This is a genomic window from Streptococcus dentasini (genome assembly GCF_053206945.1).
Window position 1 is genome coordinate 45,578 of sequence record NZ_JBRUHS010000002.1, and the last position, 20,308, is coordinate 65,885.

Annotated in this window: 17 protein-coding genes; 2 read left to right on the forward strand and 15 right to left on the reverse strand. The window is 40.3% G+C overall.

The genetic code is table 11. The annotated features are described in order from the left end of the window. Nucleotides 1-21 precede the first annotated feature (21 nt). The 5 genes from smc to ACVR1G_RS01710 form a co-directional block, all read right to left on the reverse strand. Entirely contained in the window at nucleotides 22-3,561 is a 3,540-nt protein-coding gene (smc, locus tag ACVR1G_RS01690; RefSeq protein ID WP_447451497.1) for a chromosome segregation protein SMC, read from the reverse strand. A gap of 1 nt (nucleotide 3,562) precedes the next feature. After that, nucleotides 3,563-4,255, reverse strand: coding sequence for a ribonuclease III (rnc, locus tag ACVR1G_RS01695; RefSeq protein ID WP_447451498.1), 693 nt, complete (start codon nucleotides 4,253-4,255; stop codon nucleotides 3,563-3,565). Between the two features lie 431 nt (nucleotides 4,256-4,686). Then, entirely contained in the window at nucleotides 4,687-5,493 is an 807-nt protein-coding gene (gene pflA, locus ACVR1G_RS01700) for a pyruvate formate-lyase-activating protein (RefSeq protein ID WP_447451707.1), read from the reverse strand. A 190-nt stretch (nucleotides 5,494-5,683) separates the two neighbouring features. Beyond that, a complete protein-coding gene (locus ACVR1G_RS01705; protein ID WP_447451708.1) occupies nucleotides 5,684-6,325 on the reverse strand; it encodes a deoxynucleoside kinase in 642 nt (213 codons plus the stop codon). Nucleotides 6,326-6,607: 282 nt separating this feature from the next. Continuing rightward, on the reverse strand, nucleotides 6,608-7,945 hold the full coding sequence (locus ACVR1G_RS01710) for a hemolysin family protein (protein ID WP_447451499.1): 1,338 nt from the start codon (nucleotides 7,943-7,945) through the stop codon (nucleotides 6,608-6,610). Between the two features lie 140 nt (nucleotides 7,946-8,085). On the opposite strand from ACVR1G_RS01710, the gene ACVR1G_RS01715 reads away from it, so the two are divergent. Continuing rightward, nucleotides 8,086-8,868, forward strand: a complete 783-nt coding sequence (locus ACVR1G_RS01715; protein ID WP_447451500.1) for an ABC transporter ATP-binding protein — start codon at nucleotides 8,086-8,088, stop codon at nucleotides 8,866-8,868. 61 nt (nucleotides 8,869-8,929) lie between these two features. On the opposite strand, the gene ACVR1G_RS01720 is transcribed toward ACVR1G_RS01715, so the two are convergent. From ACVR1G_RS01720 to ACVR1G_RS01745, 6 genes are all read right to left on the reverse strand, one after another. After that, a complete protein-coding gene (locus tag ACVR1G_RS01720) occupies nucleotides 8,930-9,247 on the reverse strand; it encodes a HigA family addiction module antitoxin (RefSeq protein WP_447451501.1) in 318 nt (105 codons plus the stop codon). Nucleotides 9,248-9,362: 115 nt separating this feature from the next. Continuing rightward, entirely contained in the window at nucleotides 9,363-10,358 is a 996-nt protein-coding gene (locus tag ACVR1G_RS01725) for a type II toxin-antitoxin system antitoxin SocA domain-containing protein (protein WP_447451502.1), read from the reverse strand. Nucleotides 10,359-10,383: 25 nt separating this feature from the next. Beyond that, nucleotides 10,384-10,782, reverse strand: a complete 399-nt coding sequence (locus tag ACVR1G_RS01730) for a hypothetical protein (protein WP_447451709.1) — start codon at nucleotides 10,780-10,782, stop codon at nucleotides 10,384-10,386. Between the two features lie 127 nt (nucleotides 10,783-10,909). Continuing rightward, nucleotides 10,910-14,002 (reverse strand): type I restriction endonuclease subunit R, encoded by a 3,093-nt coding sequence (locus ACVR1G_RS01735; RefSeq protein ID WP_447451503.1) that lies wholly within the window; start codon nucleotides 14,000-14,002, stop codon nucleotides 10,910-10,912. A 29-nt stretch (nucleotides 14,003-14,031) separates the two neighbouring features. Continuing rightward, a complete protein-coding gene (locus ACVR1G_RS01740; RefSeq protein WP_024405924.1) occupies nucleotides 14,032-14,532 on the reverse strand; it encodes a TIR domain-containing protein in 501 nt (166 codons plus the stop codon). Continuing rightward, entirely contained in the window at nucleotides 14,532-15,359 is an 828-nt protein-coding gene (locus tag ACVR1G_RS01745) for a macro domain-containing protein (RefSeq protein WP_447451504.1), read from the reverse strand. Before ACVR1G_RS01745 ends, ACVR1G_RS01740 begins: the two co-directional genes overlap by 1 nt. A gap of 57 nt (nucleotides 15,360-15,416) precedes the next feature. On the opposite strand from ACVR1G_RS01745, the gene ACVR1G_RS01750 reads away from it, so the two are divergent. After that, nucleotides 15,417-16,052, forward strand: a complete 636-nt coding sequence (locus ACVR1G_RS01750; protein ID WP_447451505.1) for a restriction endonuclease subunit S — start codon at nucleotides 15,417-15,419, stop codon at nucleotides 16,050-16,052. Here the strand turns inward: ACVR1G_RS01750 and ACVR1G_RS01755 are convergent. The 4 genes from ACVR1G_RS01755 to ACVR1G_RS01770 all read right to left on the reverse strand — a co-directional run bounded on the left by ACVR1G_RS01755 (nucleotide 16,049) and on the right by ACVR1G_RS01770 (nucleotide 20,266). Beyond that, on the reverse strand, nucleotides 16,049-16,534 hold the full coding sequence (locus ACVR1G_RS01755) for a restriction endonuclease subunit S (RefSeq protein WP_447451506.1): 486 nt from the start codon (nucleotides 16,532-16,534) through the stop codon (nucleotides 16,049-16,051). The two genes, ACVR1G_RS01750 and ACVR1G_RS01755, sit on opposite strands and share 4 nt — an antisense overlap. 4 nt (nucleotides 16,535-16,538) lie before the next feature. Further along, the gene (xerA, locus tag ACVR1G_RS01760; protein WP_447451507.1) at nucleotides 16,539-17,525 is read right to left on the reverse strand and encodes a site-specific tyrosine recombinase/integron integrase; all 987 of its coding nucleotides are present in this window, start codon (nucleotides 17,523-17,525) and stop codon (nucleotides 16,539-16,541) included. Nucleotides 17,526-17,598: 73 nt separating this feature from the next. Beyond that, nucleotides 17,599-18,771: a restriction endonuclease subunit S gene (locus ACVR1G_RS01765; RefSeq protein WP_447451508.1), complete on the reverse strand. Its 1,173-nt coding sequence runs from the start codon at nucleotides 18,769-18,771 to the stop codon at nucleotides 17,599-17,601. Then, a complete protein-coding gene (locus ACVR1G_RS01770) occupies nucleotides 18,761-20,266 on the reverse strand; it encodes a type I restriction-modification system subunit M (protein ID WP_165329519.1) in 1,506 nt (501 codons plus the stop codon). Before ACVR1G_RS01770 ends, ACVR1G_RS01765 begins: the two co-directional genes overlap by 11 nt. Between the last annotated feature and the right edge of the window lie 42 nt (nucleotides 20,267-20,308).

The following is a 20,308-nucleotide window of genomic DNA, read 5'->3' on the forward strand; positions in this document are numbered from 1 at the left end:
TGAATCGGCTTTTTTAATGGTCTATTCCACCATATTTTCAGCATCCTTTAGCTTGACGGAGACGATTTTAGAGACTCCAGATTCCTGCATGGTGACGCCGTAGATGCTGTCAGCTGCGGCCATTGTCCCCTTACGGTGGGTGACCACGATAAACTGGCTAGCCTTATCAAAGCGGTTAAGATAATCTCCAAAACGCTTAACATTCGCTTCATCCAATGCTGCCTCTACCTCGTCTAGGATCACAAACGGAATGGTCTTAACACGAATGATAGAAAAGAGGAGGGCTAAAGCAGATAGGGCCTTCTCTCCACCAGACATCAGGTTGAGGGACTGAATTTTTTTGCCCGGCGGCTGCACAGAAATCTCTACGCCAGCTGTCAGCAAGTCTCCTTCTGTCAAGACAAGGTCAGCCGAACCGCCGCCAAACATCTGCACAAAGGTTTCCTTGAAGCTCTCACGAATAGCTTCAAAGGTCGTCTTGAAACGAGATTTAACTTCATCATCCATATCGTGGATAGTACTGAGCAAAAGGTTTTTCGCATCTATTAAATCTGATTTTTGCTCATTGAGGAAGGATAGACGGGTGCTGACTTCATCGTACTGTTCAATCGCATCCAAATTAATAGGACCTAGCGCCTTAATTTGACGATTAAGCGATGTCAACTGCTGCCTGGCTGCCGGCACATCTTCCAAAGGACTAGCTGTCTGACTGGCCTGCTCAAAACTCATCTGATAATCCTCAGACAGCTGGCGGGCAAACTGGCGCAGTTTATCCGAGAGGCTATCAATTTCAGCTTCAAGGTGGGCCTGACGCCTAATCAAATCTTCATTGCGCTTGCTGGCGGCTTGAACTTGCTCCTCAATATCATCGAGCTGTCCATCACAGTCTTCCACTTCAAACCGTAATCGAATAAGGCCGGTTTCCAACTCAGTCTTGCGTTCTTGGGCCTGATCCAGCTGCTTGGCTAGCTTAGGCAGTTCATCTGGCGATAGGTCGCTCGCTTGAGTGCTTAGCTGCTGGGTGAGGGTGTCAATATTTTTCTCGACATCATCCAGATTCAATTTAAGGCGATTCAGCTCATTTCTAGCAAAACGCTCTTCTCCTGTTAATTCACGCTCAGACAGTCTTGCTTGCGCCAGCTCCTCATTTAATTGATTGACTTGGGCTGTAATCGTATCCTTATCATTCTTAATTTTATCCAGCTGCTCTTGAACATGTACCTTTTGCTCTTCAACTCCAGCTAAGTCTGCTTCCAGCTTGTCTTTTTCATCTGTCAGATTAACCGCAGCCTCTCCTTCTTGATTAGCAGACAGGGCACTAAAGACTTGGTTGAGGTCGGACAAACGATCAGCTTGATTTTGATAGGCCAGCTCAGCTTTCTGCTCATCCAAGCGTGCCTGCTCACCGGCTTCCTTGAGACTAGCTAGTTCTTCTTCTTTTTGTTTGACGGCAGTCTTAAGCTGAGCAAGAGCTGTCTCCTGCTGAGCCAGCTGATTTTTGAGTACCGTCAATTCTTCTGTCAAGCTATCTAATTCCGGCTTGATAAAGGTCGTATTATTATTGCGGCTGGCACCGCCTGAAAAGGAGCCACCTGGGCGCAGCTCTGTCCCATCCAAGGTCACCATTCGCACCTGATAGCCGACAGAGCGCGCTGCCTGATTGGCATGATCAACAGTATCAAAAATAGCAGTCACCCCCAGAAGATTCTGAAAGATGTTGGACAGCTTATCATCAAAGGTCACCAAGTCGCTGGCAAGACCAAGGAAGCCCTGAGCTTGGGTGATGTTTTCCAAATTGCGTTCAGCCATGTGGCGGGGTTTGATCGTAGTCAAGGGCAAAAAGGTCGCCCGCCCTTGGCGATTGCGTCTGAGAAAATCAATCCCCCTCTTAGCTGCGGCTTCATCCTCTACAATGATATTTTGACTGCTGCCGCCCAGAGCTATTTCCAGAGCCGTCTGATAGTCAGGATTAAAGGAAAGATGCTCAGAAACAGCTCCGATAATTCCGCCTAGTTTATCAGCTTGCTGGAGGACAGCTTTGACACCGGCATAAAAATTGCTATGATTCTTCTGAATAGCTTCCAGACTGCGCTTGCGTGCTTCCTTTTCCTTTATCTTGTCCATGATGGCAAACATCTTTTCTTGCTCATCTTGGTAGTTAGCACTGATCGCTCTTGCTTGCTGGACTTGGGCTTGATAGCTATCCAGCAGCTCCTTAACATTGCCCTTAGCTGCTTCAAAAGCAGCCAGAGCCATTTGAGCTTGCTCTTTCGCCTGAGTCAGGTCTGCAGTCAGCTGCTGCCGCTCGGCTGATTGTTCAGCTTGGGCTTGTTCCTCTTGTTCAATATCCGCCTGCAGGGCAGTTAAACGATTGGAAAGATCTGCCTCTTTTTGCAGCAGAGCCACAAACTTTTCCCGCAAATTTTCAATAATCTGATCGGGATCAGTTGAAAAACGAGAGAGATCAACTTCCAATTGACTGATACGATTTTTGAGAGCCGCTAATTTTTCAGCCAGCTGCTCTTGCTCCTGCTGCTTATCAGACAGGGTTTGCAGCAGCTCCTCTTTATCTTGTTCCAGGTCTGCCAAACGATTTTCAGCATCCGCCTGCTTTTCAGCTTTTTGACTGGATTCCAAAGAAAGGACCTCAATCCGACGCTGATAATCGGCAATAAGGCGAGTAACTTCCAAAAGCTCGGCCTGTTCCTGATCCATACTCTGCGATAGGCTCTGCCGGTGTTCTTTGAGGTTTTGATTTTCAGACTCTAAACGATTACGCTGCTCATAGTAGGCTGTTAAATCAGTCTTAACAGAAGCCAGCTGGTGATTGCTCTTATCAAGTTCAGCACGATTGACCTTAATATCTTCAATCAAGATATCTAACTGGAGTTTTTTGCGCTTGTCATCTAAGTCCAAAAACTGCTTGGCTGTCTGTGCTTGTTTTTCCAAGGGCTTAATCTGGCCTTCCAGCTCATAGATGATGTCTTCCAGCCGATCCAGATTATCCTGTGTTTTATCCAGTTTGCTTTGGGTTTCTTTTTTACGGGTTTTATATTTGAGAACGCCTGCTGCCTCTTCAAAGATAGCTCGGCGCTCTTCAGGCCGACTGTTGAAAATAGCCTCAACGCGCCCCTGAGAGATGATCGAAAACGAATCGCGTCCAAGGCCGGTATCCATGAATAAATCATGAATATCGCGCAAACGCACTTTTTTACCATCAATCAGATAGTCACTGTCACCATTGCGGTAGATATGACGCTCCACCCGAATCTCATCGCTGCTGTCAGCAATGAAACCATCGCTATTATCCAGTACGACTGTTACCTGAGCGAAATTAAGGGGACTGCGATCTTGAGTTCCTGCAAAAATAACGTCTGGCATCTTACCGCCGCGCAGACTTTTAGCAGAGGACTCCCCCAAGGCCCAGCGCAGACTTTCCGTAATATTTGACTTACCAGAACCATTAGGGCCAACCACGGCTGTCACACCGCGGTCAAATTCAATACGGGTCTTGTCCGCAAAAGACTTGAACCCCTGCATTTCAATCTCTTTTAGAAACATACTAACCTCGTCCCAGTTGGAGCAGGGCTGTCTTGGCAGCATCCTGCTCTGCCAATTTTTTGGACTTGCCTTGCCCTTGGCTAAGATCCTGTCCATCAACCGACAGACTCACTTTAAATAGTTTATCATGAGCAGGACCCGTTTCACTAATAACACGGTAGCTAATGGTCACACTGCCCTTGACCTGCAAGGCTTCCTGCAGGGCTGTCTTATAGTCCTTAACTCGCTCAAAATCACCCACTTCAACCTTGGGAATCATGACCTGATTGAGAAAACTTTCTACTGCTTCCACTCCTGCATCTAGGAGCAGGGCTCCCAAAAACGCTTCGAATAAATCTCCTAGGATCGTCTCGCGATCTCTACCGCCTGATTTTTCCTCACCTTTTCCTAGTTTGACAAAGGCCTCAAAACCACAGTCACGGGAAAATCCTGCTAAACTCTCCTCCCGTACAATCATGGAGCGCATTTTTGATAAGTCTCCTTCGGGTTTCTTGGGGTATTTTTCAAATAAATAGCGCGAAATCAATAATTGCAGAACGGCGTCTCCTAAAAACTCCAGACGTTCGTTATGTGAAATGTTTAGGAGGCGGTGCTCGTTGGCATAAGAAGTGTGGGTAAAGGCTGTTTCTAAAAGTGTTTTGTCCTTAAAAATAATCCCAAAATCTGCTTGTAATTTTTCTTCTAAGGCTTGCATTACTACTATTCCTTTCTAAGTCATACGCTTTAAAAATCAAACTGGCACTTTCTAGCATAAATGCTGTATATCTTGGATCGATACTGACTGCTTAAGTCTATTGAGTCTAGGACAAAAGTCCAGACTCATTGCACTGTTCTAGATTTATTGATTTTTGTCCTACTCTCAGCCTCCTGTAAAGGTCTTGGCTTGCTTTTTTCTCACAGCTAGGTAACTCATCAGAAAAGTCAAGGACCTGCTAAAGTGTTTAATCGGCATTGCCGAACTGGTCATCCATTAGACAGCATTGAGAAGCTGGGCAATCAGCTCCAAGCTTAATTCGTTTAAGCTTATTTGCTTCAAGTATAAAAGGGCCAGCCCCTTTTAAAAGCGGACCTTTTTATTATATCAAAAAGCTGGAACTTTTGTCCCAGCTTTCTACTTTAATTTTCTTACTCAACAGCTGCCTGCTTAACGCGCTTGAGATAGTCTTGGTAACTTTCTGTATGCATGAGCGTTTTAGCATTTTGTACCCGCTCTTTGGTCGGCGGTTTGACACCTTCCAAGGTGTAAGGAATCCCCAATTCTCGCCATTTGAACTCTCCTAAGGTATGGTAAGGGAGAATTTCAAACTTATCGACGTTATTCAACGTTTCTACGAATTTTCCCAGTTCAATCAAGTCCTCATCAAAGTCTGTCAGTCCCGGTACCAAGACATGACGGATCCAGACGGGTATCTTTTTATCCGATAGGTACTTAGCAAAGAGCAAAATATTTTTATTAGGCTGGCGCGTCACGACAATATGCTGCTGAGGATTGATCTCCTTGATATCCAGCAGAACCAAGTCAGTCACAGCTAAGAGCTTATCCACAATAGCGTGGTACTCAGGCGTAGGCCGATAGGCGAAGCCACAGGTATCCAAGGTACAGTGAATACCTAGTTTCTTTGCCTCGATAAAAAGAGCTGTGATAAAGTCAATCTGCAGCATGGCCTCACCGCCAGAAACGGTGATTCCTCCCTGACTGCCCCAGTAGCCCTTGTAACGCAGGGCTTCATTAAGAACATCATCAACTGTTCGCACTGTTGATTGGTTGGTCTCCATCTCCCACGTATCGGGGTTATGGCAATATTGGCAGCGCATCTTGCAGCCCTGCATAAAAACAACAAAACGCACACCGGGACCATCAACAGTCCCAAAACTTTCCGTGGAATGAATCATGCCGGTCACTTGCCGGTAATCTATTGCTTCTGCCATAATAATCTCTTTTCTACGGCTTCGCAGCCCTGCCTTACGGCTGTCATCAGCCGATATATATCTTTGCAACCGCTTTACTAACGGTAACTTTATTATATCGTTTTTGGCTATAAAAATCCAGATAAGAGCACCGCAATAATACTAGTAAAAAACACCTCAATCTCTTAAAGTGAGGTGTTAACTATTAGGACTGTCACAGTAAATCCAGCTCTTTGAGCGCTTGTTCTACCATACCAAAGACCGTTTGGAGATCATCTTCGTTTTTAACAAAGTCCAGCTTGTTGCCGTCGATACGAATTTTAGGGGAGATATCATAATTTTCATACCAATCCGGATACTCACCGTGCACCTGCTGATAATATTCGTAGAGATCGGGGTTATCAGCGATCTGTTCATAACTGCGGCCGCGCTGGCTGATCCGCTCCAGCATCTTATCAAATGAAACATCAATATACACTAAAAGGTCAGGTCGCTTCTTGGGCATGCCGTCCAACTCTTCCAGCATATTAGCCAGAAGCTCCTTATAAATATCCAGCTCTGTCTTGGTAACATTGCCGTTTTTATAATTTAAGGTTAAAAACAGTTCGTCCTCAAAAATAGACCGGTCTAAAATATTGTTATCCGCCTTGTAGGCTTCCTTGATGGACTGGAAGCGTTTATTTAAAAAGAAAATCTGCAGTAAAAAAGCATACTTCTTAGGATCTTGATAATAGAGATCCAAAACAGGATTATTATCAACGGCTTCATAAAACACCTCAGTTCCCAGATGCTCTCCCAAGGCAGCGGCCAGCGAGCTCTTCCCAGCACCAATGGTGCCTGCTAATACAATCAACATCATTCTCCTCTCAATCAGAAATCAAATCGGCCAAAGCAGCCCCAAGCCCAGCACAAGTGGCCTGCCAGCGACTATAATGACAGATTTGTATTCCTATCTAGCTCTCTCATTTTATAGGATTTACGACAAGATTTCAAGGGGCAGTGCTTTTAAAAAAATCGCAGTCCTTTTAGAACTGCGATACTTATCGTTGTCATCAAGATTGAATTTGGATATCCAAATCGCTATATAAGCGCGCAAGCCCTGCGCTCTAGTTCATCCCGACAAAAGGCTGGATCTCTTTTACTCATCTTCAGTTATTTCTTCTTGAATTGGGCTAACAAGCACCTTGACCTTGGTCACACGTCCTTCTTTAACCTTGTCATTAATCAGCTCGAGGTGATGCTGGCCGCTGTCTACTTGGAAGCTTTCCTTATCTTCTTGCGAAGGGATATTACCGACTCCAGTCAGATAATAACCAGCGATGGTATCCACATCATCGCTGTCCAATTCCGTTTCAAAATACTCATTAAAGTCATTGAGGGTCATGGTACCAAGGACGATATAGGTATCGGGTGCGATCTCACGCACCTCTACTTCTGCCTTATCCGTCTCGTCATCGATATCACCGACGATCTCTTCCAAAAGATCCTCCAGCGTCACTAGACCAGAGACACCGCCGTATTCATCCAAAAGGATGGCCATCTGATTCTGCGTCCGACGCAATTCCTTGAGCAAATCGTCGACAAAAATGGTCTCCGGCACAAATAAAGGCTCTTGCAGAATACGTCGCAGATTAATGGCATCAAAACCATTTTCAAAGCCTACTGCTAGAAGCTTCTTGGTGTGAATCAGACCGATAACCTTGTCCTTGTCATCATCATAGACGGGGATACGTGAGAAGTTCTTTTTGAGAATCTCGCGGATAATGTCTTGAGGGTCATCATTGATGTCGACCATAAAGGCGTCGGTCCGATGCACCATAACCTCACGCGCCATCAATTCATCCAAAGAGAAGACTCCTTGCAGCATTTCGATTTCTTCCTGATCAAGGGTCTCCTCACTATTGGTCAGCATGTACTCGATCTCGTCACGAGTCATCTTCTCATCCGCATCATCAAAGGTCATAGGCGTTATCCGGCTGAGCAGGTTGGTGGAGGCTGACAAGAGCCAGACAAAGGGGCTGACCAGAACGCCCAAGCCCATAATAATTGGTGCCGAAACAACTGCCAAATTGTCCTTGAGGTTTAAGGCGATACGCTTAGGATAGAGCTCCCCCAAAACGATGGCAATATAGGTTAAGAAAATCAGCGAAATGATACTGCCTGCTGTCTGGGCAGCAGCTGAATTGCCAAACCAGCCAGCGATAACCTTACCCAGCGAAGCCGACAGGCTGGCCCCCTGTAAGAGGCTGATAAAGGTGATACCGACCTGTATCGTGGATAAGAAATTGTTGGGCTTATCCAGTACCTTAATAAGCCTGATATATTTTTTATCGCCTTCTTCAGCCTTTTGTTCCACCCGAGAGCGGTTTAAGGAGACCATGGCCATCTCAGAGGCCGAAAAGAAGGCATTTAAAAAGGTTAGAATAATCAGTAATAGCAATTGAAAAAGCAAATTCTGACTGCTCGGGTCTTCCATTAAAATTTATTCTCCTAAAATGATATAGTGCCTTCATTATAGCATAATTTTATCCTGCATGTTGAAAAGTCACTTATTTGGCCAAAAAATCCCAAATAATTTGTGCTATAATGAAGCTAATAGGACTTTGGAGGTTGATTATGGCTGTTATTTCCATGGAAAATGTCAATTTACGTAAACAAGGAAAAGATTTACTTAAAGATGTCAATTGGACAGTTGAAAAGGGGCAGACATGGGCGATTTTGGGACTCAATGGTTCCGGAAAGACAACCCTTCTCAAGCTCATCATGGCCGAATACTATCAGACCAAGGGAAAAATTGAGGTGCTTGGTATTCCCTTCGGTCAGGGGGATATCTCCAATATCCGCAAGCGCATTGGGATTGTCTCGGGCTTTATCAGCGACCGCCTCTCCCTGCAGATGGTGGCCGAACAGGCCGTTTTGACCGGTAAGTACAAGTCTTCCATACTCTACAAGGAATATGGTAAAAAAGAGCTGAAAGAGGCTAGAGATATGCTGAGGCGCCTAGATGCTGAGAAGCTCATCGGACGCCGACTCCACACCTTATCCCAAGGGGAACGCCAGCTGATTATGATTGCCCGCTGTCTCATGGAAGAGCCAGATATCATTATCCTTGATGAAGCCACTGTCGGACTGGATCTCTTTGCCAGAGAGAAACTGCTCAAGCAAATCGATCGGATCACCGACCTGCCGCAGGCACCTACGGTTCTCTACGTCACCCATCACGCCGAAGAAATCACCCAAAAGATGGATCATGTCCTGCTGCTGAAACAAGGGAGAATCATTACTCAAGGCAAGAAAGAAGACATCATTACCCTGCCAACCCTGACCGAATTTTTCGATAATCAAGTTTCCATCATTCCGATTGATGACCATCGCTTTTTTATCAGGCCGGAGTTATGATACAGCTGATGGGGGCAGATAAAGTAAAAAGCAACGTTCGGTAGCGTTGCTTTTTAGTTATTCACACAGCCCAATCATAAGCTTGTAGAAACTTATCTGAGTGACCAGCGTTATTTTCTTTGTGGTGAGCCAATTTATAGGTAATGTCCAAACGAAGTAGGAACTCTGCCGAAAGTCCTGTCACCTGTTCCACCCGAACGGCCAGATCTGCCGTAAGAAATTTTCTACGATTCAGCAAATCAGATACATGTTTTTGAGAGACACCAATACGTTCAGCAAAATCACTCTGATTGATATGGTGGTAATCTAAAAGTTCCGCCAAAGTATCTGCGGCAGACGTCACAGCCGGAGTTATAATTCTATTGTTTTTGTTCAGCATACAAACAATCCTCCTAATGATAGTCTTCAACACCAAGGATAGATAAGGTGACGATCTCAGATTTCTCAACCGATAGCTCATCATTTAGGTGACGAGCCTTAATTTTTTCAACGGTCTAAATACTCAAACTGTCAAACCGTGCTTGTGCATAAGATGAGATATCATCTGCTGTGAGCATATTATACTTTTCTTTGACTTTGATAAAGAAATCCGCAATCGCTTTTTTTTCAATAATATTGGCAGAAGGTTCATCTTCTTTCAAATCTCCTCGAGCTAACAGCCATGGACTTTCTTCATGAGTGAATTTCTCCAACACCTTTCCATTATAAACGCTGAGATGTTGGATAATACTGTCTAACAGCTGTATTTCCTGAGACGTGAAATAATGGTTGAAATCATAACTCTTTTCTAAAACAATTGGTTCTCTGCCAAATTCTTGATATTTATTATAAATATCTCTGTATACAGGTCCATGCACCCAGCTTTCACAATCACTCTCGAACATAAATTTCCCAGTAAAGGCATAAGAAAATCCTTGAACATAATAAAGCAGTTTTTGCAGAGCAAGAGGAGTTATCTCATCATTTTTAGCCAGCAGATAATCCGCTGCTAAAGATTCTTTGTGTACCCCTCCTGCTTTTATCGCTTCCTCAGCAGCTCTCACGCTTTTCTCATAGGCCACTGGTTTTAAAATATCAGATGCTCCTTTCAAAAGAGATAAGAAATAATCTGGCTCAGCAGCAATCCTGCGAAGTTTATCTGAATAATCTGCTTTAGGAATATCCCCCTTTAAATACCTGGGAATGGTATTAATACCCCAACCTAAAAGTTCTGATAAAGGCTTAGCTCCAATATTATATTTTTTAAGAACAGCTTTAATTTCAAGGACAGAAATAATGTCATTTTCTTTTTTAAAAGAAGCATAAAGAGCTGTTCTGTTAGCATTATCAATTTCTTCCACAAAAACAGGCTTATTGCAGTTATTGCAAATAGCTTCCTGTCCTTTAAAAGTATAATTTTTTCCCTTTAATTTCCGCGTGAACTCGCGTTCTTCAACATGATAAGTGACATCATCTAAACAATGTTCACAAAAAACTCTTTTTTCTGCCATAATATGTTCAACTCCTTTATTATCATCATTGAAAATAATAGCTCAGCGACCTTTCAGCTTCATGAAAGGAAACAACAATTGTTTTTAGACCAGATGTTTGGCTAGTCGCAAGTACAAATTTTGCATACACTTGCACTTCTCTCTCATCTCCTAAAAAGTCTGCCAAGGTAAATCGAGGTCCGAAAATAAAATAATCATCATGATTTTTGTAGACATTAGGTGACTGAACACAATCACAGAAATCCTTAACCTCTATCCTTAAAATAAGCTCTTTTCGCTTAGTAATATCCAGATTAAATTCATCGGCAAATTCATCATTCTTTCGTCTATTTTCGCCAGTGCTGATAATAAATCTTCCTTCTGAAATCAAGAGTTTAATCTGTCCTAAAATATCTTCAATTTCCTGTTCTGAATATTCTTGCACTGACAATAAATCATGACTCCTTTGCTAGATTTTGTACTATAATTTTAACATATTTTATTCTAAACTCAACAAAAAGCACCATTTTTATAAAAATAGTGCTTTAATAGTGCTTTTTTATCTTGGAATTTTACCTTTGCAACAAATCTGCATTTTCTTCTGCAACCATTAATTCTTCGGGTTGACCATAGTTTTCATAGTTATCCTCTCCATTATCAACCCATAACTCACATTGACTGATTACTGTTTCAAGTGCTTCTTCTTCACCTTCTGGCGGATATTTGTATTTCTTCAAGAGGCGTTTAACTAGCATTCGCATCCGAGCACGCGCCGATTGTTTTTTCTGCCAGTCAATTGTCCTACTCTTTCTTAACATATCAGTTAACTCATGAGTAAGAGCAATTAATTCATCATTCTCGTATACATCTTTGACAGCCTGTGGCTGTGTCAAGGCATCATAGAAGGCTAATTCCTCATCTGATAATCCTAGAGAATTCCCTTCTTTGTGAGCTGCTGCCATCTCTTTTGCCATTTTCATCAACTCAGCGATAACCTCTTCGTTTGACAGCATGCCATTGAGATACGCTCGCATAGAACGCGATAAAATCTCTGAAAATTTTTCAGATTTCACCAAATTTGTCCTTTTATACAAAGCAATTTGCTCAGCTAACAGTTTTTTCAAAAGCTCGACAGCCAAATTTTTCTCTTTCATCTTAGAAATTTCATCTAAGAATTTCGGATCAAACAAAGAAAATCCTGTATCAATATCTGAAAATAGGTTAATGACACCTTCACTCTTGATCGAAGCTTTTAACAGTTCATTAATATGGTCATTAATATCTTTCAAGGATAATTTTTTCGTATCGCCTGTAATTCGTGTCAACAAGGTTCTCACTGCCTCAAAATAGGCTGCTTCAAAGCGTTGTTCAGGTGTCAGCAAAGAACGGCAAAGTGATAAAGCTTGACGCAGCAGCATGGCTTCTTTGATAAACAGCTCTTTTTTCTTTTCTCTATCGACAGCCGATAAGAAATTAACTCCGCCACTAATCGTTTGTGCTCTGACCAAATCGCCCGATTCTGAATTCATAAATGCTGAATAATCAAAACCATAAAACAAATCCCGACAAACTTCTAGTTTTTCAATGAATTTTGGCAGGGCCGTCTTAGCAATATCGGTATCTCCAAAATTCCCTTTATCCCGATTAGTGTAATCGTTCATAGCCTGTTTCAAAGCTCCGGCAATACCAATATAATCAACGACTAAACCGCCTTCTTTATTTTGATAAACACGATTAACCCGCGCAATAGCCTGCATTAAGTTATGGCCTTGCATAGGCTTATAAACATACATAGTTGCCAGACTTGGTACATCAAATCCTGTCAGCCACATATCAACAACAATGGCAATCTTAAATGGACTGTCATTATCCTTAAATTTTTTAGCCATTTCTTCCTTGTGGCGTTTGTTACCAACAATATCGTGCCATTCTTCTGGGTCATTATTACTGGAGGTCATGACAACACCAATTTTCTCTGTCCAATGAGGACGCTTTTCGAGTAATTGATGGTAAAGTTTCATAGCAATAGGACGCGAATAGGCAACAATCATCGCCTTGCCAGTCAGTTCCTGTGCACGATTTTCCTCATAATGCTGGATAATATCATCACACAGCGCACTGATTGTCTGATCAGCTCCTAAAATACTATCAAGACGTCCCAGTTCTTTTTTACTCTTGTCAATCGCGTGAGATTCCGCATTTTCTGCCATTAAATCGTATTCAGCATCAATCAGGCGCAAAATATTTTCATCAAGCTTTAGATGCATAACACGGCTCTCGTAGTAGACAGGACGCGTAGCACCATCTTCAACTGCTTGAGTCATATCGTAGACATCAATATAATTGCCAAACACTTCAGTCGTTGACTTGTCCTTACTAGAAATCGGTGTCCCAGTAAAACCAATATAAGTCGCATTTGGCAGACTATCCCTGATAACTCTAGCTGTACCAATAACTAAGCGACCGCTTTTCGCATCAACCTTTTCCTCCAAACCATATTGACCACGATGCGCTTCATCTGCCATAACGACAATGTTTCTTCTCTCAGAAAGAGCTTCGGCAGATTCTGAAAACTTCTGCATAGTGGTAAAGATAATCCCATTAGCCTGTCGTCCTGCCAGCAATTCTTTCAAATGGAGACGACTCTCTGCCTGAACAGGGGTTTGCCTGAGGAAGTCTTTGCATTTTGAAAATTGACCATAGAGTTGATCGTCTAAGTCATTCCTATCTGTCAAAACAACGATAGTCGGTGAATCCAGAACCTTTTGTAGTAAGCGAGCATAGAAAACCATTGATAAGGATTTTCCGCTTCCTTGTGTGTGCCAAAAGACACCACCGCGGCCATCGCTTTTAGTTGCCTTCAAAGTGGAAACTGCAGCTTTATTAACGGCAAAATATTGGTGGTAAGCTGCTAAAATCTTTGCATCCTCAGAAAAGCAAATGAAATTCTTTAGGATATCTAAGAACCTTGTCTTATCAAATATTCCCTCAATAAAGGTCGTAAAATTAGCATACTCCCTGTCTTCAAAACTGCCATCTGTAGTCTTCCACTCCATAAAACGATCTTCACCAGCAGTAATCGTCCCTGCCTTTGAAGTTGCGAGATCAGTCATGACACAAAAGGCATTGTAAGTAAATAAACTTGGGATTTCCTTCTGATAAGCTTTAAGCTGACGATAGGCCGCTGAAGCATCTGTTTCCTGACGAGACGGACTTTTCAACTCAAAAACAACAACGGGTAAGCCATTCAAAAATACGATAACATCCGGACGCTTATTACTTTTTTCTACAACTGTCCACTGATTAATAACGGTAAAGATATTATTATCAACATTTTCAAAATCAGCCAGATAAACAAGACTAGATTGCCTTTTACCTTGATAAAAATAAGAAACTTCTATACCGTTTTGCAGATAATCCGTAAAAGCCTTATTTTTTTGAAGTAAGGAGCCTGTCTCAAAACGCCGCAGTTTGTCAATCGCTTCTCTAATAGCAACATCAGGCAACGTGGCATTAATCCTCTCCAAAGCAGGATAGAGCTCGTCCAAATAGAGGGGCTCTCTATAATCACGCTCCACATCCGGTCCATAAATAGATGAATAACCCAGACCATCACGAAAAAGCTCCATAACCGCATTTTCGTAGTTGTTTTCAGTGAATCCCATAAGATCTGTCTCCTAGATAAATTCTAAATTTAAATGCCTAATCGTTGGTAAACTATATCTTTATAAGAATAAGCTCCTGTTTTGCCTTCTTTTCGATATTGCTCATGTGAACTCGGCCAGTCTTCAAGAGCATACTGCATAATTTTACTTCCAAAAGGAATAAATATAGCTAACTGTCCATCTAAACTTGATGGGCATAATGAATCTTTACTTCTATTCCCATTCAGATTGACACAGATAATTGGTAAGCCTTTTTTAATAGCAAGTTCTATTTCCCATTTTACAAATTTTCTTAAATATTTGGTATGTTCACCAATCAATAGGACAAAAACCTTACTATTAGCCATTCTTTCACGAAGTTGTCGTTTAATGGATTCTTCCTGACTAGAATCCCTAGAGTTATTAATATCGTGAGCATCATAAAAATTAAAGGACGTATTGTCATTTTGTTTCCAAGCTTTCATTAACTGGTAATAGCGCATATCATTATCACCATCAAAAGCAACATAAGTTTTATTCCGATAAGTCATTATTCATTCTCCTTTAATTCATATAAATTCACTTGACTAAGTAAGTCATCATGTACAATAATAGTTAACTTCGCAGGATACGCAAATTTTATTTTGCTGATTTTGAAAGTCCAAATCATGATACGCAGTAGTTCATTAATATCAATATCTTCAAAACCATTTTTAAATCTCGTTATTCCTGCACCAAATACTGGAACTGTAACTGACCTTTGAGCATACAATCTATTAATCTCATTCCAAAACGTTAAAAGAAAATTGACGTATTCCTGAATAGTCAGTTCTGCTTGATTATTTTTATTAAATCGGCTAAAAGCAGTTAAAATATATTCATCATCTATCAAAATGGAACTTCCTAACTTGTATTTAGTCGTTTTTCCTTGCTTTCGTTTTACTTCCTTCCCTATAATACTATTTTTTAAATCATCATCACTTTCAATGTCGGAATTTAATTTATCAACATCATCAATATGATTTAAAATAAACTGTCCGTTCAAAGATTTCTTAGCAATTATTTTATCATCAACTCTCGTATCAAAATATTCATTAAAAGCGATTGCTTTTAGCCCATCTTCTTTAAAAATATCGCCTGATTTTATAACAACGGTTGTAATACCTATTTTAATATCAATTTGTCTCAATCTATTTGCCCTTATCCATAAAAAGATATAGATAACACTGAGAAATACAATGTATACAACGCCAGAAGTAATCCTCCATTGATTAGGAATATCAAGAAAAATCAATACGGCCGATAAAATCGCAGTAATCGTAGCACATATATTAGAAAACTGCTTTAAAATATCCTTATCAAAGATACTTACTTTCATTTTTTAACCTCTTTAAGAATATAGTTAAGATGACAGATAAATCATCATTTAGAAGAGATGGCGCAAGCTATTTTTAAATCTTGGTTTGTTGATTTTAAATCGTTTGGCGGAGTAATGCCGAACGATTGGAAGGTTGCAAATCTTACGGATATTGCTGAATATCTTAATGGATTAGCCATGCAAAAATATCGGCCACTTGATGACGAAGAAGCCCTACCAGTTCTAAAGATAAAGGAATTACGTCAAGGTACTTTTGACTCATCAAGTGATTTGTGTTCAACTAAGATAAAATCACAATACATTGTCAAAGATGGTGATGTCATTTTTTCTTGGTCTGGTAGTCTCCTCGTTGACTTTTGGACAGGGGGAATTGGAGGACTTAATCAACATCTATTCAAAGTCAGTTCTCACGACTATGATAAGTGGTTTTATTATAGCTGGACGAAATACCATCTTGAAGAATTTACTGCAATAGCAGCTGATAAAGCAACTACAATGGGGCATATAACACGCAGTAGTTTAGAAAAAGCAGAAGTTTTGATTCCAAATACTCAAGACTACAAAACTCTCGGTGCATTATTGGAACCTATTTATGACCAAATAATCTCTAATCGTATTGAAAATCATAAACTCATGAAAACTAGAGATACTCTTCTACCAAAACTCTTATCTGGCGAGTTCCCTGTCAATTAAGCAGCTAAATGATGATTTATCTTTTTGTTATTTTCAATTTTGTCATCAAACGCTTTTGGGATAGAAACAATTTCTTTTTGAACATCAATACTGGGAAGACTCACTTCAACCTTTTTCAAATCATTAATCGTAATTTGAGATTGAGCTGACCCTGAATCTAAATATCTCAGATTTTTAATTTTCCAATAATAATAAAGAAATTCATTGAGTGCAATATTATTATCAACTTCAATTGAGATAGAAAGATTTGTTAGATAACATTTAGCTGGGGAAAGTTTTACATCCCCTGTACCTCCAACACCGCGAGATACGACTAATAGACTTCCTTTTTCAATATTCCAGTCTTCATAATACCCAACTATTTTATATCCTGAATAAATAGGATATAAAGAATTATCCTCACTTATCTTTGATTTCTCTGGCATCTTACCATATTTAAAATTACAAAATTCTTCTAATTTGTAGATATCTTGATTATTCATTCCTTCACCCTATATATTTTCGGTGCGAATTTTTGACATTCGCTTGGTTGACCATGGCATAGTGCATAGTTGTATCTATCTTGACATGGCCTAGCAAGTGCTGAACTTGCTCAATGGGCATGCCTTTATCTATCGCTCTGGTTGCTAATGTTCGTCTGAATTTGTGCGGATGGACTTTGTTTAAATCCGCTTTTTGTCCTAATTGTCTCAATCTTGTCTCTACTCCCCCAATTAGTAGCCTGTCATGAGGAGAAGATAAGGAAACAAATAGAGCAGGATTATCATCCGTTCGGCTATCTAGGTAGTTTATCAAATGAATTTTCGTCCTAGCGTCGAAATAAACAATCCGTTCACTATTCCCCTTACCAAAGACCACACATTCTCTTTCATAAAAATTAATGTCTTCTCTGTTTAACCCTACTAACTCACCTACACGCATACCTGTCGAAGCCAGTAGATCAATCATGGCCAGATCACGAATCTCATCGCAGGCATCTCTTAAAAGTTCCAAACCTTCATCAGAAAAAGTTTCTTTAATCGTTTTATCCGTTTTTATCTTATGAATGCGACGAACAGGACTTTTGAGAATATAGTCCTCGTCCTCTAGCCAACTAAAAAAACTGCTAAAAATCCGACGCATATTATCAATCGTTACCTTACTAGAATTGCGTTCTTGCTGATAATCCGCGAGATAAGACCGTAAATCACTGGTAGTAAGATCTCTTATCGCCTTTTTTAAACTGACCAACATATTTTTAATGACCATTTTATAATACGTTAGAGACTTTTCGCTACACCCTTCAATTCGTTTCGCTGAAATAAATAATTCTAGCAAATGACTATTAGTTTCCTGCTCTGTAGCAGATTTAACTTCTGCCACTTCTACCCTTGTAAATGCGGCCGTTAAAACCTTTTTTAAATCCTCTAACTGCTTTACTGTCAAGCTTTTCGCCATACTTGATACAATTTGCGTAATTAATTTATCTTTCATAAGCAACCTACCTTTCGTCCCTATTTTATTACAGGTCATAGGCAGGTGTATAGATAAATCATCATTTAGCAGCCTAATTGACAGAAATCTCGCCAGAAAGAAGTTTTGGTAGAAGAGTATCACGTAGCGTTGATAATTTTCTATTTTCGTTAGCATTTTTAGCAATTTGATGCATAATTGGCGCTATAGTATTATCAAATTTAGTAATTTCTTCTGTTGTTGGAAGTAATATTGGTAAAGTTTTAACTTCGGTTTGATTTAGCCCAGGTTGAGCTGCTTTACTAGAGGCCCGTGAAAATAGAGCTTGCTTGTTTCCATCATATAAAAGTAGGAAATATAGGAAGAATGAGCTTGGCGCTAGTTTGCTTGGCCTTAATATAAAAACATGCTCGTTAATGGCACATTGTGCATGCGGAAAGTTATCCAATGCCATTGATACCTTTCCAGTATAAGCTCCATCTTTATAAAGTAAGATATCACCTGAATGCACAATACCACGATTGAGTTTTTTGAAATATTCTAAACTTATAAACTTTTCCTTGGTGTAGTCATATTGACCAAAACGCTCAATGTTTTCTGCACCAATGCTTGGAATACCAACTATTTCAGCACCTCTTTTCGGACGTGAGCCGCTTTCAAGGGTACTGATTATATCTCCTAATTGAGCAGGAGAGCCATTATAGTAGACTTGTTCAAAAAGTTCTTGTCCTATCTGTTCTAAATGATGATTTATCTTTTTATTATTCTCAATTTTGTCATCTAAAGCTTTTAATACTTTGGCGATTATATACTGTTCACGAAATGGCGGAATAGTGACTTCTATACTTTTAAACGTATCACGAGTAATAGTATCAAAAACTGACCCGTGCACACTTTTTTTCAAAGTCCGCAAACTATTTTTAAGAAGGTAATATAGAAAGGTTTTATCAATGCTATCATCTTTGGGACGAAGTCCATAGCACGACTGATTAAAAGCCATTGAAAAGGGAATCATAGATAGTTCACCTACTGTTCCTCTTGCTGATATTATTATATCGTCTTTTTGAAGAAGTTTTGTTGAACTATTTTCTAAACCAGTTTTAGTGATAGTTTTTTCTGTTTTATAAACATACCTATCATCATTTCCAAAATCCTTCACTGAAATCCATGGAATATCTCCATTCCAATATTCAGTTACAGTGGTTTTAGGAGTACCTCCACCAATTATTTCTAGGATATCAGATAATCTTGTTTTTTCAGATTTCAAACCCAATTGCCTCCAGTCTTTCACGAATCTCATCTTCCAGTTCATGCGATTTGGTAAAGAGTTCTGATAGTTCACTGGTCAAACGTTCCATTTTTTCTTCAAATGGCTCGCCATCATCTTCTTGCTCTTCAATACCGACATAGCGTCCCGGTGTTAAGATATAATCTTGCTTAGCAATTTCTGATGTGTCAACTACTGCACAGAAGCCTTTAACATCTTCTAATTTCCCATTTTGGAAGGCTTCAAAGGTATCAGCTAGTTTTTTAATATCGTCATCACTAAAATCACGGTGCTTACGGTCAACCATTTCACCCATATTGCGGGCATCGATAAATACTGTTTTCCCTTTTTGCTTTTTATTTTTACTGATAAACCAGAGACAAGCTGGAATAGTCACACTGTAAAAAAGATTAGATGGCAAGGCAATGATACCCTCAATTAAATCATCTTCAATAATCTTTTGACGAATGTCTCCTTCACCTTTTGTGGTGGAAGACAGAGAACCATTAGCTAACACCAGACCAATCTTTCCATTACTTGGATCCATATGGTGAATCATATGCTGAATCCAAGCGTAGTTAGCATTACCATCTGGTGGAGTCCCATATTTCCAGCGGATATCATCTTTGAGTTTATCCGCACCCCAGCCTGAAATATTAAAGGGCGGATTAGCCATAATGTAATTAGCCTTTAGGGTTGGGTGCAGGTCATTATAAAAAGTATTTTCTTGGTGTTCGCCAAAATTAGCATCAATACCTCGAATAGCCATATTCATCTTAGCCATTTTCCAAGTATCCGCATTAGATTCTTGACCAAAAATAGACAAGTTGGCAATATTACCACTGTGGCTCTCTACAAATTTAGCTGACTGCGCAAACATACCTCCTGAACCACAGGCAGGATCGTAGACACGCCCGCGGAAAGGCTTTAGAATTTCAACAATCGTTTTAACAATGCTGGTCGGTGTATAGAATTCACCACCGCGTTTCCCTTCATGGGCTGCAAATTGTTCAATACAATATTCATAAGCGCGGCCTAGCAGATCTTTTTCTTCTGAGCCTTCAAACATATTGATATTAGTAAAAATATCAACGACTTCACCTAAGACCCGTTTATCCAAGTCGGGGCTAGCATAAATTTGAGGAAGAACGTTGTCCAAACTTGGATTATCATCTTCTATCTCACGCATGGCTTCATCTAAAATCGTTCCAATTTCTGACGAATGTGCATGGCTGGCAACAAATTTCCAGCGAGCTTTTTCCGGTACATAAAAAATATTATCCTCAGCATAGGCATCTGGATCATTTTCAAAACCTGAACCTTCAGCCACTAGCTCGTTATATTTTTCTTCAAAAGCATCTGAAACATACTTCAAGAAAATAAGCCCAATAACGACTTTCCGATAATCAGATGCAGAAATGTGTCCCCGCAAGGCATCTGCAGCGTTCCATAATTCTTTTTCAAATCCAATATTAGCATTTGTCTTTTTTGCCATTATTTTCCTCTTTTTAACAATTTTATTACATCTATTATTATA